At 71.6% G+C, this 15,479-nt stretch carries 12 protein-coding genes; all 12 read right to left on the minus strand.

Annotation, left to right across the window (positions count from 1 at the left end):
* Positions 1 to 35: 35 nt before the first annotated feature.
* The 12 genes from V6V89_RS16730 to V6V89_RS16785 all read right to left on the minus strand — a co-directional run bounded on the left by V6V89_RS16730 (position 36) and on the right by V6V89_RS16785 (position 15,383).
* Entirely contained in the window at positions 36 to 989 is a 954-nt protein-coding gene (locus tag V6V89_RS16730) for a Wzz/FepE/Etk N-terminal domain-containing protein (protein ID WP_334620051.1), read from the minus strand.
* A complete protein-coding gene (locus V6V89_RS16735) occupies positions 989 to 2,398 on the minus strand; it encodes an O-antigen ligase family protein (protein WP_334620052.1) in 1,410 nt (469 codons plus the stop codon). Before V6V89_RS16735 ends, V6V89_RS16730 begins: the two co-directional genes overlap by 1 nt.
* A gap of 90 nt (positions 2,399 to 2,488) precedes the next feature.
* Entirely contained in the window at positions 2,489 to 3,712 is a 1,224-nt protein-coding gene (locus V6V89_RS16740; protein ID WP_334620053.1) for a glycosyltransferase family 4 protein, read from the minus strand.
* Positions 3,713 to 3,784: 72 nt separating this feature from the next.
* The gene (locus tag V6V89_RS16745; protein ID WP_334620054.1) at positions 3,785 to 4,855 is read right to left on the minus strand and encodes a polyprenyl synthetase family protein; all 1,071 of its coding nucleotides are present in this window, start codon (positions 4,853 to 4,855) and stop codon (positions 3,785 to 3,787) included.
* A 154-nt stretch (positions 4,856 to 5,009) separates the two neighbouring features.
* Positions 5,010 to 6,389, minus strand: coding sequence for an alkaline phosphatase family protein (locus V6V89_RS16750; protein WP_334620055.1), 1,380 nt, complete (start codon positions 6,387 to 6,389; stop codon positions 5,010 to 5,012).
* Positions 6,386 to 7,474, minus strand: a complete 1,089-nt coding sequence (eboE, locus tag V6V89_RS16755) for a metabolite traffic protein EboE (protein ID WP_334620056.1) — start codon at positions 7,472 to 7,474, stop codon at positions 6,386 to 6,388. The genes V6V89_RS16750 and eboE overlap by 4 nt, the downstream gene beginning before the upstream one ends.
* The gene (locus V6V89_RS16760; protein WP_334620057.1) at positions 7,474 to 8,325 is read right to left on the minus strand and encodes a TatD family hydrolase; all 852 of its coding nucleotides are present in this window, start codon (positions 8,323 to 8,325) and stop codon (positions 7,474 to 7,476) included. The genes eboE and V6V89_RS16760 overlap by 1 nt, the downstream gene beginning before the upstream one ends.
* Positions 8,325 to 8,849 (minus strand): EboA domain-containing protein, encoded by a 525-nt coding sequence (locus tag V6V89_RS16765; protein WP_442935158.1) that lies wholly within the window; start codon positions 8,847 to 8,849, stop codon positions 8,325 to 8,327. Before V6V89_RS16765 ends, V6V89_RS16760 begins: the two co-directional genes overlap by 1 nt.
* A 49-nt stretch (positions 8,850 to 8,898) precedes the next feature.
* Entirely contained in the window at positions 8,899 to 9,798 is a 900-nt protein-coding gene (locus V6V89_RS16770) for a sugar phosphate isomerase/epimerase family protein (protein ID WP_334620059.1), read from the minus strand.
* A complete protein-coding gene (locus tag V6V89_RS16775; RefSeq protein ID WP_334620060.1) occupies positions 9,795 to 10,751 on the minus strand; it encodes an SCO3242 family prenyltransferase in 957 nt (318 codons plus the stop codon). Before V6V89_RS16775 ends, V6V89_RS16770 begins: the two co-directional genes overlap by 4 nt.
* Entirely contained in the window at positions 10,744 to 11,901 is a 1,158-nt protein-coding gene (locus V6V89_RS16780) for an inositol-3-phosphate synthase (protein WP_334620061.1), read from the minus strand. Before V6V89_RS16780 ends, V6V89_RS16775 begins: the two co-directional genes overlap by 8 nt.
* Before the next feature lie 188 nt (positions 11,902 to 12,089).
* Positions 12,090 to 15,383 (minus strand): ThuA domain-containing protein, encoded by a 3,294-nt coding sequence (locus V6V89_RS16785; protein WP_334620062.1) that lies wholly within the window; start codon positions 15,381 to 15,383, stop codon positions 12,090 to 12,092.
* Positions 15,384 to 15,479 lie beyond the last annotated feature (96 nt).

Below are 15,479 nucleotides of genomic sequence, written 5' to 3' on the forward strand. Positions count from 1 at the left end.
CGTTCGGTCCAGGCGCCGCCGCGCCACCTCCTCGCTCACGCCTGTGCCGGGACCAGTGGGGGGCGGCGGGACGCGAACTCGAGGACGATCGCGAGGAGCACCGCCAGCAGGAGCCCGGCGCCGGCCGCGGGCAGCACGCTCATCGCGAGGGCGCGTACCCGGGACACCTGGCTGACCTCGCCGACGCTGGTGACCTGCGTCGGGTCGGCTGCCTGCGCCTGCGCCCGCGCACCCTGAAGGCCCTGCCGTGCCTGCGACAGCGCGCTGGTCGCCGCGTCCCGCTGGGCCAGCAACGCCTGGTAGTCGGGCAGCTTCGGCCCCAGCTCGTCGAGGCGCTTCTGTGCGGCGTCGATCGCCGACTTCGCCGCGGTGGCGCCGCGGGTGTTGCCGACCGCCTCCATGGAGAGCTTCTGCTGCTTGAGATCGGCCATCTCGGTGAGCGTGGCCTGGTACAGCTTGTCGGGCTGGGAGACCTTGTTGGCCTTCTCCCAGTCGGCGATCGCCTTGGTCGCCTCGGTCACGTCGGCGCTCGCCGCGCGCGCCTGCTCGGTGGCGATGTTGACCTGTGACGAGAAGAGAAAGTCCAACGCCCGCTTGGCCGTCGCGGTCAGCACAGGGTCCACAGTGGAGCGCTTGGTCGCCGTGTAGGTCAACGTGAGCTGGCTGCTCGCGCCCACCTGAGTGACAGCCAGCCCGTCCCGCAGCGTGCCGGTGGCCACGCCGGTCTCGGCGGCCACCTCGTCGAGCACCCGGGGCGACGTGGCGGCGGCCTTGAAGGCGGCCACGAACTGGCTGGCTCCCTGGGTGCCCGTGTACTGCTGCGCGGCCGCACCGCCGACGAGCGCGGGCGCGGCCACGTAACAGGTCGCGGTATAGCGCTGCGGCGACAGGAAGACGAACGCCCCGACGGCTACCGCCGCGAGCAGGGGCACGCCCAGCAGCACCCACAGCCGCCGGCGGGCCACCCGAAGGTAATCAACGATCTCCACTATCTATCGCTCCCCAAAACGACACCGCGCGCCACGGCCGATGCGGCCGCCGCGAACGCCACGAAATACCAGAGGGTGACCACATTGGATATGACGTTCGACGCGGCGCTCACCGCGACGAACGCGACCGCGCACCCGGCGAACCCGACCGCGATCCCGCGCGCCAGCGTGCCCGGCGGCGCCCGCCGCAGCGCCAGCGCCGCGGTGTGCAGGCACATCAACAGCATCGCCAGGTACGCCAGCAGCCCGAGCACGCCCGTCTCGACGTATGCCCGCAGGATGTCGTTGTGCGGCTTCTTGGCTTCCTCTGTCGCGCGCTGGGTCATGTTGGGCCCGATGCCGGTGACCGGATTCTGGTTCGCCAGCGAGACGATCTCCGACCAGTACGCCATCCGCCAGGCCAGCGTGTTGCCCGTCGGGTCGCCGCCCACATCGCGCACGGCGGACAGCTGCGCGAACCGCTCCCCCACGGCCGGCACGAGCGCGATGGCCGCGACCGCCGCCACGCACAGCACCGCCAGCAGCCGCGCGCTGCGGTGCAGCAGGGCCACGACGAGCAGCCCGAGGGCGGTGCCGATGATGGCGCCGCGCGTGTTGGTCAGCACCAGAAAGCCCAGCGACACCACGAGCAGCGCGCCCAGCGCCACCCGCGCCCGCCCGCCGAGGAACCGGTACACGCCGAAGCCGAACACCACCAGGAACATCAGGTACCGGCCGAACGTCGTGGACTGGCTGAACGGCCCGCTGATCCGGACGAAGCTGCCCTTCACCTCCGACGGCGGCGAGCCCAGCAGCGACGCCACGATCGTGTATCCGAGCGCCAGCGCCAGCGACGCGTACACCGCGAGCAGCACCCGCCGCACCGCGCGGTCGTCGGGCAGGAGCTGCTCTAGTACCAGGAACATCGCCACGACGGTCAGCACCCGCAGCACGTCGAGCGCGCTGCTGAGCGGCCGCGCCGAACCGAGCGCGCTGACCGCGCCGGTCGCGCCGACCAGCAGCAGCGCGACGCCGAGCGGCGAGGAGTTCAGCCGTCCCCGGGCCCGGGCCTGCGCCGCGAGCCACAGCCCGGCCGTGACCAGGAACAGCACGCCGACCAGCGTCGACGGGTCGAGGACCCGCACCGAACCGCCGTCGCCGCCCGTGCCGGCGGTCGGCCCACTCAGCTTGAACAGGTCGACGCACGACCTGACCGCGAGCATCAGCAGGACATATGCCCCGAATCGGGTCACAGCCAGCACGGCCACCAGCACGCCGGCGGCCACCGCGAGCGGCAGCACGACGCGCAACCGCTGGCCGCCGTCCATGGCAAGACCAGCGACGACCGCGGTCGCGGCAGCCAGTAACGCCGCAGTTACGGTCAGCGCCGTCCCGGCCGGTCGAGGCCGGCCCTGCACGAGTACGGTCACGTCCCTTTGCCTAGCCTGTGATTTCCTCGCTCTGCTGGTAAGTCGCGGCCGCCCAGTCGGCCGGCCCAGTAGAGTCGGCTCAATGTAGCGTCATCGGCGAGCCAGGTCGAGGTAGAGGCGCTCCAGTTCCCGGGCGGCAGCGTCCCAGCTGTATTCACCCAGCACCCGCTCGGCGAGTTCCTTCGCGCCGCGCCGCTCGGCGGCCGGGTCGGCCAGCGCCCGCTCCAGCGCGCGCACGAGGTCGTCCTCGTCGCCATCGCGAAACAGCCGCCGCCCGTGCCCGTCGCGCTCCAGCACCTCGACGTGCGGCGAGATGTCACTCGCCACGGTCGGCACGCCATACGACGCCGCCTCCAGCAGCGTCAGCGGCAGGCCCTCGACGCGCGACGGCTGCACGAACACGGCCGCGTGCGAGTAGAGCTCAGCGAGCAGGTCGCCGTACGCGAAACCGGTGAAGACCACGCGGGGGTCGCCCGCCGCGGTCGCCTTCAGCTCCGCGACGAATTCATCGGTGTACGAGGATCCGCCCACCACGGCCAACCGATGGTCACCCGGCAATCGGCGAAACGCACGGATCAGCATGTCAGCGGCCTTCTCCGGCACCAACCGCCCGACCAGCAGCGCGTACCGCCCCGGCGTCAGGCCGAACCGCTCGACGATCTGATCCGGCGGCACGTGCACCGGCGGGTTGACCCCGTTGGGCTGGTACCGCGTGAGCCGGCCGAACCGGTCGGCGTAGTGGGCGGCGAGCCCTCGCGACACCGCGACCCGGGCGTCCGGCACGTACCCGCTCAACCAGTACGCGGTGCCGAGCACCGCCTTGGCGACCCGGCTCCACTTGGCCCGGTGGTTGTCGAGCCCATGCACGGTCAGCACCACCTTGGCGCGAGACAGCGCGCGGGGCAGCGGTGCGACCAGGCCGGGCCCTAGCCCGTGGTAGTGCACGATGTCGGGGCGCGACCGGATCGCGGCCAGCGAAGAGGCGGCGCTGTGCACGATCGCGTCAAGGTGCTTGCTCGCCACCGTGCGTACCCGTCGCAGGTGCACGCCCCGGTACAGCGGCTCTGCGACCTCGCCGTAGCTGTCACGGCAGTACACGGTGACCCGGTGGCCGAAGGCGGCGAGGCGGCTCGCCACCTCCTCGACATGCCGCTCCACCCCGCCGTACGTGGCGGGCATACCCTTCTGACCAATCATCGCGACGTGCAGCGGACGCCAGCCGGTGCGCTGCGGCGTCCGCTGTCGCGGCACGACAACTTGGGCTTGTTGATCGACGTGGTCAACTACCGTATCGACCTGGTCGTTCGCGGCCATAGACGTCCTCCCCGAGGCGCGACAGTAGATGATCTCCTGGTCGCGACACCAGACCTATGGACAACTTTCCTATTACGAGTTTCGATCAACCGTTTGAGTAGCGAGAGCTGCCAAGGCTTCCTGAGCATCGGTAGAAAGGGGTGCGCACTCCAGAGCAGACAGTGCGGCTTCGGCCCGTACACGGATCATCTGCTCTATGCGATCGAGCGCGCCCGTGTCGACGATGATCGCACGCAGCTCCTCCGCCCCACTCGCGTCCAGGCTCGGGTTGCCGAAGAGGTCGCGCAGCCGGGCGACCTGCGCACGGTCGGCGCGGCTGCGCGCGAGCGCCATCATCACGGTCGGCTTGCCCTCCCGGAGGTCGTCCAGGACGGACTTGCCGGTGACCGCCGGGTCGCCGAAGACGCCGAGTACGTCGTCGCGCAGCTGGAACGCGTCACCGAGCGGGTCGCCGAACTCGGCGTACGCGGCGAGCAGGGCGGGCTCCGCGCCCGCCAGCCCGCCACCGATCTGTAGCGGCCGGGTCACCGTGTACCGCGCCGCCTTCATCCGGATCACGGTGAGCGCGCTGGCCACCGAGCCGTCGCCGACGCCGGAGACCAGGTCCAGGTACTGCCCGGCGATCACCTCGGTGCGCATGTGCGCGAAAACGGCGTACCCGGACCGCAGCTGGCCGGCGGGCAGGCCACACTCCTGGAACATCTGGTCGGCCCACGCCGCGCACAGGTCGCCGCAGAGCAGCGCCGTGTTGCGGCCGAAGAGGGCAGGGTCGCCGCGCCACGCCGACCGGGTGTGCAGCTCGGCGAAGACCCGGTGCACAGAGGGCTCGCCGCGCCGGCGGTCGCTGCCGTCGATGATGTCGTCGTGGATCAGCGCGAACGCGTGAAACAGCTCCAGCGCGGCGGCCGCGGCGACCACGCCGTCGCTGTCCGGTGCCCCCGCACCCCGCCAGCCCCAGTAGCAGAACATCGGCCGCAGCCGCTTGCCACCGGCCAGTACGAACCGGCGAAGCGTGGCCAGCACACCGCGCGGCGCACCATCTGGCCACTGTGGATCCTGCCGGTCGATGAAGCCCGCGAGCACCGCGTCGAACCGCTCACGCAGCTCCCGCACGTCTGTTTCCCGGGCCGCTTCGATGGTCATGCGCCGCCTCCCGCAGCCGCCACAAAGCGGAAGGAGCGCAGCGACTGGAGCGACTGGCGGCTACAGGGAGGCACAAAAGGCGCATGACCCGCGCGAGCGGAGCGAGCGCCAGTTAGCAGGGTCATGCGCCGCCTCCCGCAGCCGCCACAAACAGTCATATCCCCGCCAGGCCCAGCAGGAACTCCTTTACCTCGGTGGCCGCTAGGGCGTCGCGGGCGGCGGCCGGGTCGGAGCAGAGCAGCACCGGCGCGTCGTCGGGATCGTCGGGCAGCCGGCCGTGCGAGCCGCGCACCGCCCGCGCGCCGGCGTCGAGCCCGACCACGTTCATCAGGTACCGCATGCCCAGCTTCTTGCGAGCCAGGGCGACCGCCGCGCGCTTCTTCGCGGCGCCCGGCGCGGCCGGGTCGAACAACAGCTCCGCCGGGTCGTACCCGGGCTTGCGGTGGATCTCGACGAGCCGGGCAAAGTCCGGTGCCCTACCGTCGTCGAGCCAGTAGTAGTAGGTGAACCAGGCGTCCGGCTCGGCCACCAGCACCAGCTCGCCGGAGCGCGGGTGGTCCAGCCCATGTGCGGCCTTGCCCTGCTCGTCGAGCACGTCGGCCACCCCGGGAAGCGCCGCGCACAGCTTCGCTACCTGCGGCACGTCGGCGGGGTCCTTCACGTACAGGTGCGCGATCTGGTGATCGGCGACCGCGAACGCGCGGGACGTCCTCGGGTCCAGGTACTCCATACCGTCCTGTGTGTATACCCGCAGCAGCGCTTCGGCGCGCAGCATCCGGTTGACGTCGACCGGGCGGCGCGCCGGCGTGATGCCGTACTCGGACAGCACGACCACCGTGGCGCCCCGTCGGGCGGCCGCGTCGAGCAGAGGTGCCAGCACCTTGTCGAGCTCGCGGGCCGCCGTGACCGCTTGCGGTGCCGCGGGACCGAAGCGTTGCAGGTCGTAGTCGAGGTGCGGCACGTACACGAGGGTCAGGTCGGGGTCGTGCACCTCCATGACTCGCTCGGCGGCTCGGCAGATCCACCGCGACGACGGCAGACCGGCACCCGGGCCCCAGTACGTGAAGAGCGGGAACGGTCCGAGCACATCGGTCAGCTCGTCGTGCAGCTCGGGCGGGTACGTGTAGCAGTCCGGCTCCTTGCGCCCGTCCGCGTAGTAGATGGGCCTGGGCGTGACCGTCCAGTCGACGTCGGCGCCCATGGCGTACCACCAGCAGATGTTGGCTACCGTGTAGCCCGGCTCCGCCCGGCGCGCGGCTTCCCACACCTTCTCGCCGCCGACGAGCGCGTTGTGCTGCCGCCACAGCAGCACCTCGCCCAGCTCGCGGAAGTACCAGCCGTTGCCGACGATGCCGTGCTCGGCGGGCAGCGCCCCGGTCAGGAACGTGGACTGCACGGTGCAGGTGACCGCCGGCAGCACCGTACCGAGCGGTGCTTGAAAACCCTTACTGGCAACCGACCGCAGCCTCGGCATGTGCCGCAGCAGTTTCGGCGTGAGCCCCACGACGTCGACGACGACCAGTTTCGTTGTCATGAGGCGACCTCCGTCCGTAGTTCGTTACGTGCGAACGCGAGCTCGGATGCGATGCCCGCGGCGACGTCCGCCTCCGTGCGCGGGCGAGCCCCCTCGGGTAGCACGCCCCAGGTGTAGGTCTCCACGTCGAAGTGGTCGCAGGCGTCCCGGCGGATCAGTTCCCGCAGCGCCGCGCGTAGTACCGGCACGGTGGAGGTGAGCGGCGCGGCCAGGTCGGTGTGCAGCGGCACGTGGTAGTGCACCCGCCAAGGGCCGGGCAGCCGCGCGTCGAGCGCCTCGTCGAGGTCGTCCGCCGCCGCCCCGGCCGGGGAGCGCGTCTGGTGCAGGAAGCGCGGTTCCGCGTACCGCCGGAGCACGCCCGCCGCGCCGACCGGATCGGCGGCCTCCAGCGCGGCGGACACCTGCACCTTCACCACCGGCAGCCCGGCGGCGGCCAGCCGGTCGAGCGCCTCGGCCGGGTCTTCCCACGCGCACGCGAGATGCGCGAGGTCGAGGCAGACGCCCAGCCAATCGGTGTCCACACCGGACAGCGCTTCGGCCGCCTGTGCCGTGGTCTCCACGACGCAGCCGGGCTCCGGCTCGAACCCGACGCGGATGGGGCGGTCGAGAGTGGCCAGCGTGGCGGCCAGCTCGTCGAGGTGCCGTGCGGCGACCGCCGCACGGTGCGGGTCCCACGGCGAGCGCCACGCCAGCGGGAGCGTGGAGATCGAGCCGCGCTCGGCGCCGTCGGGCAGCAGGTCGACCAGTACCCGGGCCAGGTCGAGCGTGTAGTTCAGGCGCTCCCTGGTCGTCCAGTCCGGACGGTACACGGCGTGCTTGACGACCGGTGCCTGGAAAGCCTCGTACGGGAACCCGTTGAGCGTCACCACTTCCAGTCCTCGGGCGTCCAGCTCCCGCCGTAGTCGCCGCCGGGCCGCCGGCTCCCCCGCCAGCTCGCGGGCGACCGGAGCGGCCAGCCACAGCCCGAGACCCAGCACGTCTGCGTCGAGGTGCCGACGGATCGCGACGGCGTACGCGTCGAACTGCCGCACTATGCCGTCGAGGTCTTCGGCGGGGTGGACGTTTGTGCAGTAGCTGAGATGCATCAGCTGCCTCCGCGCAGGATCGAGTTGCCCGCGAACGTCGCCTCGGCACCGTCCAGATCCGACAGTTGCAGCCGGCCGGACTGGCCGTAGAACTCGACTGGGTTGCGCCACAGCACCCGGTCGACGTCATCGTCGCTGAACCCCGCCGCCAGCATCGCCTCGCCGGTCGCGAGGGTCAGCAGTGGGTCGGAGCGCCCCCAGTCGGCGGCCGAGTTGACGAGCATCCGGTCCAGCCCGTACTCGCGCAGGATCTCCACCATCCGGGGCGGCGACATCTTGGTGTCCGGGTAGATGGAGAAGCCGAGCCAGCAGCCCGTGTCCCGGACCACCTTGACGGTCACCTCGTTGAGGTGGTCGATCACGACCCGGCCGGGCGCGATGCCGGACTCGTCGACGACGGCGAGGCTGCGTTCGGTGCCGCGCGCCTTGTCGCGGTGGGGGGTGTGCACCAGCGCCGGAAGCTCGTGCTCGACCGCGAGCGCCAGCTGGGCGGCGAAGGCGTCGTCCTCCTCGGGCGTCATCGAGTCGTACCCGATCTCCCCGACGGCCACCACGCCGTCCTTTTCCAGGTACCGGGGAAGCAGGTCGAGCACGCCTCGGCAGCGCGGATCGTTGGCCTCTTTGGGGTTCAGCGCGATCGTCGCGTGATGCCGGATGCCGAACTGGCTGGCGCGGAACGGTTCCCACCCGATCAGCCCGTCGAAGTAGTCGGCGAACGAGCCGGGGTTCGTGCGCGGCTGCCCGAGCCAGAAGGCCGGCTCGACCACCGCGCGTACCCCTGCCACCGCCATCCGTTCGTAGTCGTCCGTGGTCCTTGAGGTCATGTGGATGTGCGGGTCGAAGATGCGCATCAGCCCTCCCTCAGGCTCTCCAGTACGGCGAGCGCGTCGGCCGGTACATCCCTGCCGGCGGCGCGGCGCTCCTCGGCGAAGCTCGCGAGCATGCCGGCCAGTTCGGCGTCGGCGCGTACGTCGAGACCGTCCACGACAGACAGCGGCACGCCCATGAACACGCACTTGAGCACCGCCTGCCGCCATGCTGGCGCATCCAGGTGTGCGGAGCACGGGCCCAGGGCGGCGGCGACCAGCCGGGTGTCGTTGGTGCGGATCGCGTCCTGCAACAGCGGCACGGCGTCGCCGCCGATCGCCAGCAACGGCAGCGCCTTGAGCACCGCCTGCTTCTCCGCGGCGTCCCCGTACCGATACACCTCACGCACCTCGGCGGCGGTCCGCTCGGGCGGCAGCGCGCCCAGCAGTACTGCCCGCGCGGCCTCGTCGGCGCTCCAGCCGGGCGCGTCGGCCAGCGGCTCCCGCCCGCACTTGCGGCCGGCGGCGGGAAACAGCCGCCCGATGGCGCCGGGCTCGGTCCGGATCATCGCGACCGCCTCGTCCAGCCACGGCCGCTCCCCGAGCACCGCGCGCAGCTCAGCCAGCGTCTTCACGGCTCTTCCCCTCTCCGACAGTGGCGAGCAGAGCTGCGCGCGACGGGTCGCCGGCCGCCGCGCGCAGGAACTCGATCGATTGGGCGGCCACGGTGGGCGCGGCGTGCGAGTGCCGGGGTAGTTCCACGGCGACAAGGCCCCGGTACCCGACCTCCGACAGGGCGCGCAGGATGGGCGGGAAGTCGATCTCGCCGGTGCCGAACTCCAGGTGCTCGTGGACGCCCCGCCGCATGTCGTCGATCTGGACATTGACCAGGTACTCAGCGACCGTCGTCACGCAGTCGGGCTCCGGCAGCGGTTCGAGGCAGCGGCAGTGTCCGATGTCGAGGGTGATGCCGAAGCCGGGCGGGCTGCCCAGGTCGGCGTACAGGCGGCGCCAGCCCGCGATGTCGGCCACCAGCATCCCGGGCTCGGGCTCGAAGCCGAGCGTCACCCCGGCCGTCGCGGCGGCGTCCACGATGCAGACGGTGCCGCGTACGAGGCGGTCCCACGCGTCCGGAACGCCGGGCGGTGTCACGCCGGACCAGAACGACACGGCCTCGGCGCCCAGGTCGGCGCCGACCCGCACGGCCCGGCTCAGAAAGTCCAGCCGGAGCGCCGGGTCGTCGTCGAGCAGCGTGGGCGCGTGCTTGCGCCACGGGTCGAGCAGGTAGCGCGCGCCGGTCTCGATGACGACCGCCAGGCCGAGCCGGTCGAGCAGCGCGGCCACCTCGGCGGTGCGGCGCGGCAGGTCGGGCGCGAACGGGTCGAGGTGGTCGTGGTCGAGCGTGAGCGCGACGCCCTCGTAACCGAGGTCGGCGATGACCCGCAGCGCGTCGGGCAGCCGATGGTTGGCGAACCCGTTGGTCCCGTACCCGAATCGCAGTGTGCGGGGTGCTCTCATGTCGGTGAGACCTTTCGCGCGAGGTGGCGGGCGAGCGGAGCGGCCGCGGCGACGGCGAGGCCGGCGGCCGGCGCACCCGCTCGCGCGGCGAGGGCGCCCTGCAGCGGTGGCAGCCCGGTGATTCCGGCGCCCACGGCCGCGCGCACCCGCGCCGCCGTCGGCTCCGCGGCCACCCGCGCCTGCGCGCTGCCGTAGCGGGCCGCGTACCAGGCAGCCAGCGCAATGCCTATGGCCCTCGTCGCGCTCGGGCGGCTCGCGCGCCTGATAGCCGCCCTGCAGACGGCCAGCCGCTGCGCTCCCTCCGCTTGGTGGCCGTCTGCGGACGGCGGCGCGCTCACTGATACAGCGCCGCGCCGACTGGCGGCGGCGAGCGCGACCGCGGCGGTGCCGGCCAGCGTGGCGGCGGGCAGGGCCCGGTCGGCGCCGGAGACCTCGCGGCGGGAGAGCGCGGTCACCGTGTACGTGTGCGCTGCCACCGTGAGCGCGGCGGGTACCGCCCGCCCGACCCGGCCGGGCGTCGCGCCGAGGAGCACGTCGAGCCCCCGGCACGCGGCCATCAGCGCCGGGCCGGCGGGAGTGTTCTTCGCGGCGAGGTCGTATGCCCACACGGTGCCCGCGAGTGGCAGCGCGACCGTGAGCGCCCGTTTCCCGCCCGCGAGCGCGGCCAGCCCGACGCCGGCCGCCGTCAGGCCCGCCGCGACGCCGGCCGCCTGGGCCGGCGTGACCCGGCCGGAGGGGATCGGCCGCTCGGGGCGCTCAACCGCGTCCAGCTCGCGGTCGGCCCAGTCGTTGGCGGCCATGCCGGCCCAGTAGAGGCAGACCGAGGCCGCGGCGAGGCCCGCCGTGCGTGGGCGGAGCGTACCGGCGGCCGCCGCGCCCGCGACCACGTCGCCGGGGACGGAGAGCGCGGCCGGCGCCCGGACCAGGTCGACGAGCGCGCGCCAGCTAGGCATCGCCGAGCCCTCGCGCGAACGCCGCGAGCGCGGCCCATTGTTCGACAAGTCCGTGCGGCACCTTCCCGCCAAGGGCGCCCGAATCGATTGGGTCCTTGAAGAAGAACGCCAGCTCGGTGAGGGGTCCGGAGCGTCCGGCGCGGTGCGCCGCCGCTGTCAGGCGTGCCAGGTCGAGTACCAGGGGCGCGGCGAGCGCCGAGTCGCAGCCGTGCCAGGAGAATTCCATCCGCATCGCGGTGCCCAGGAACCCGGTGAACGTGACGAGGTCCCACGCGGTCTTGAAGTCGCCGATGTCGTCCACGTACTCGATCCGGGTGTGCCCCTGCGGCTCGTACCCGAGTGTCTCCGCCAGGACGCGCTGCTTGCTGCTGGCCTTGGCGGCGTTCGGGCCCGGGTCGGCGAGGTTGGCGCCGTCGCCGCCGCCCAGCAGGTTGGTGCCCGACCAGGTGCGGACCCGCAGGTTGCGCATGGCGAACATCGGCGCGAGCACCGACTTGACCAGCGTCTCGCCGGTCTTGCCGTCGTGCCCGGCGTGTGGCAGGCCGCGCCGGCGGGCCAGCTCGGCCAGGGCGGGCAGCCGAGCGCCGGTGGACGGCGTGAAGTCCACATGCGAGCAGCCGGCGGTGAAGGCCGCGTACGCGTAGAGGGAGCTGGGTGGCAGCACGGGAGCGGAACGGCCGAGCTGGTCCTCCAGGGCATCGAGGTCGGCGTGAGCGGGGTGTGGCTGTACCAGAGGCTCTGTCGACGCCACATTGACCACGACGACGCGCTCCAGGCGGTGGCGGTCCCGGAAGTCGGTGATGTCGGCCGCGACGAGCGCTGCCGCCTCCCGTTGGGTGGCGGCGGTGGGCGCGGGCCGGATCTCCGCGTCTGCGGCGGCCAACTCCCCGGCGACCGCCGCGACCAGCCGCGCGGGCACCACGCCCGCGGCGGCCAGCGCGTCGGCCTTCTTGGCCAGCGGGGTGTCCGCGACGTCGTGACCGCCGAAGACGAGGTCGCCCAGTGGCGGCAGGGACGCGACCTGGAGCTGGGGCAGCTCGGTGACGCACCCGGTGGGCTCGGCAAGGCCGGCGCGTATCGCCGCAGCTCCCGCGATGCTCGTCGCCGCAACCGAACCGCGCGCGCCGACCAGCCATACACCCGTCGCCATGTCGCCTCCCCCTGCATTGATACCAGCGTTTTGTACTGTTTGTGTCAGTATCAGGCCCCGTCCACCCGCCAGCCGGGATGGCACCACCGCGACCGCGCCGGAGTCGGCGGCACCGGCACCGCCGCGGGACCCGACCGGCGGGCGGACGGAGCAACGGGAGGCGATGGCCATCGCCCCCCGCGCTTGCGTTACGGCGCCGCCGCCCCGAACTCGACCCAGTTGAGGTTCACCAGGCTCGTGGTCGGACCTCCGGACACCGGCTGGAACACCAGATAGAGCTGTTGCGTACCGGCAGCGGCGCTGAGCGACACCGTCGTGCTCGCCCAGGAGTTGGTGCCGCTGGTGGCGTTGAGCGTCGCCGTGCCGACCAGCGCGCCGGTGGCCGAGCCAGACCGCAGTTCGACCGTGGCCCGCGGCGTGCCCACCGTGGCGGTCGCGCCGCTGGCGTACCGGAAGGTCACCGCGCCGACGCCGGCCAGGTTGACCGGGTTGAACGCGATGTGGTCACCGGCGTCGACACCAGTCACGTGCTGACCGCCGCCGGTGTCACCCGTGTTGGCGACCGTGACGCCCTGCTGCACCTGCGCGAACTCGGCCTGCTGGCGCCGGGTCTGTAGCACGGCCTGGTCGACCGTGGTGAGCGCGGGCTGCCCGTTCGCACCAAGGTCGGTGTAGGTCGCGCTGACCGCGCCGTACAGGTAGCCGCCCGCGTGGTCGCCGCCGTCGGCCGGGGTCACGAACGAGCCGGAGCACGCGTACTGGTCGCTCATGCCGTGACCGTGGGTGTCGTGGCCGAGAACGAAGGACACCTTGACCCGCGAGCAGTCGATCGGCCCGTCCTCCGGATCGGTCACCGTCACCGTCCACGGGACGGTGTCGCCCCAGTTGAAGAACGTGCCCGCCACCGGCGAGGTGACCGTGACCGACGGCGCGGTGTTGCCGACCGTGATCTCCCGGGTCAGCACCGCCGTCTTGCCGCTGGAGTCGGTCACCGTCAGCTTCGCGGTGTAGACGCCGTTGGCGGTGTACGTGTGGGACGGATTTGGGTCGGCCGAGTCGACCGTGCCGTTGCCGTCGAGGTCCCAGGCGAACGAGATCGAGTCACCCGGGTCCGGGTCGTAGGTGCCTTCGCTTCCGAACTGCACGGTCAGCGGCGCCTGGCCGGAGGTGGGCGTGGCGCTGAGCTTCGCCACCGGCGACCGGGTGCCCTTCACGTACCGGATCATGGCGAGCTGGGCGTCCGGGTTGGCCCGGAAGAAGCCGTCGCCGTACTCAAGGAAGTAGATGTTGCCGTCCGGCCCGAACTCCATCTCCATCAGGTTGTCGAAGACGAACCCGGGCAGGAACTGCTCGACGCCCACCAGCTTGCCGCTGCCGTTGGTGCGCATCACGAACATCTTGTCCCGCGTGAACTCGCCGAAGAACACCGCGTCCTGGTAGTACTCCGGGAACTTGGTCTGCGAGTCCAGTTCGGGGTCGTACTTGTAGATCGGGCCGCCGTGCGGGCCCACGCCGCCGGTGCCCACGACCGGCCACTTGAAGTCGCACGTCCCGGCCGGGGTCTGCAGGTAGGCCTGCGGGCACGGGGTGAGCGCGTTGTACGTGTACCAGAACTGCGGCTGCTCGACCGGCGGCAGCACGCCGCGGCCGGTGTTGCGCGGCGAATTGTTGACCGGCGCGGCGCAGTTGAACGGCGCGCCGGAGGTGCGGGTGACGAAGTCGAAGTCGACGTACGGCAGGGTCGGTGAGTAGCAGTACGGCCAGCCGTAGTTGCCCGCCTTGTTGGTGGCGAACCACCGGCCGGTTCCCTCCGGGCCGCGAGCCGGGTTGGGCACGCGGGAGTCCGGCGAGTAGTCGCCCAGGTACACCATGCCCTTGCTGTCCACGTCGAACCGGAACGGGTTCCGCAGGCCCATCAGGAAGATCTCGGGCCTGGTCTTGTTGTCCGTGTCCTCGGATTCGGGGAAGAGGTTGCCGGCCGGGATCGAGTACGAGCCGTCGTCCTTGACCTTGATGCGGAGCAGCTTGCCGCGCAGGTCGTTGGTGTTGGCCGAGGAGCGCTGCGCGTCGTAGCCGGGTCCCTGCGTCGGCGACTCGTTGATCGGCACGTAGCCGTCGGAGCCACCGGCGTTCGTGTCGTCGCCGGTGACCAGGTACAGCAGGCCCTTGCCGTCAAACTTGATCTTGCCGGCGACGTGGCAGCAGATGCCCCGGTCGACGTCGACCCGCAGGATCTGCTGCTCGGATGCCAGGTCCAGGTGCGGCGTCGGCGTCTGTTCGAACTTGAACCGGGAGAGCTGGTTGTAACCCTTGTACTGATCCCAGACGGTCGGGTCGGTGCTGGTGGCCGGCGCGTCGGTGGTCGGCGTAGAAAGGCGCGGCGAGTAGTACACGTAGACCCACTTGTTCTGCGCGAAGTTCGGGTCGATCGTGAGCGTCTGCAGGCCGTCCTCGTCGTGCTGGTACACCGGAATCGTGTTGATCACCGGGCTGGCGCCGGTCGCCGGGTCGTACAGCCGGATCTCGCCGCCACGGGTGTTGTGCAGCACCCGGCCGTCCGGCAGCACCGACAGCGACATCGGCTCGCCCGGCTCGTCGTTGAGCGTGACCTTCTCGTAGTTGGCGATGACCGTGGCTCCACAGTCACCCTCGACCACGCCGGCCGCCCATTGGATGCCGCCGAGCAGGTGCTTGCGGAACGCGCCGTTGCCGTACGAGGCGGTGGAGTGGCCAAGGCCCGTGTACCACGAACGGCCACCCTGATAGTCCTTGCACCAGGCGATCGGGTGGTCGTACCCCATCGTGCCGCCGGTGAAGCTCTTCTCGCTCACCGTCGCCAGCACGTGCGAGGCGCCCCGGACGTTGGTCGTGTAGTTGTACCACTCCTCGCTCAGGGTCACCTCGCGCGCGAGCGGCTCGGTCGACGGGTGCGCGCGGTCGGCGACGTCGATGAGCCCGGACGACACCGGCGCCGCGCTCGCCACCTTGGTGCCGACGACCGTGTTGTAGAACGTCCAGTCCGGTTCGGTCTCCGCCGCGGCGTGCACGCCCACATATCCGCCACCGCCCCGGAAGTACCGCTCGAACGCCGCCTCCTGGGCGCCCGACAGTACGTCGCCGGTGGTGTTGAGGAAGACGACCGCCCGGTAGTTGGCCAGGTTCTCGTCGGTGAACGCGGTCGAGTTCTGGGTCACGTCGATGGTGAACCCGTTGGCGTTGCCGAGCGTCCGGATCGCGTTGACGCCCTTGTCGATGGAGTCCCGGCGCACGCCGGCTGTCTTGGTGAACACGAGCACCTGGTACGTCTCGGGTGCCCGCACGGAGGAGCGCAGGGCGGCCGGGCCGTTCTCCTGCGTCACCAGGGTCTCGTCGCTGGGGGTACTGGGTGCCGGCGCGGCCGACACTGGTGCGGTGGCGGCCAGGGGTGTCGTAAGGATGGCGGCGGCGAGTACGGATACCCACCGTCTGATTGGTGAAGCCATGTAACCCTCCGGGGTTTGAAGCGCTGTGCCCAACCCCCTGGCGCGGTGCCATGTCCGCCAAGGTCTTCTGGTGTTCGGGTAACCTCGGGACCCGCC

This window comes from Micromonospora sp. CPCC 206061 (assembly GCF_036906915.1).
Taxonomy (GTDB): Bacteria; Actinomycetota; Actinomycetes; order Mycobacteriales; family Micromonosporaceae; genus Phytohabitans.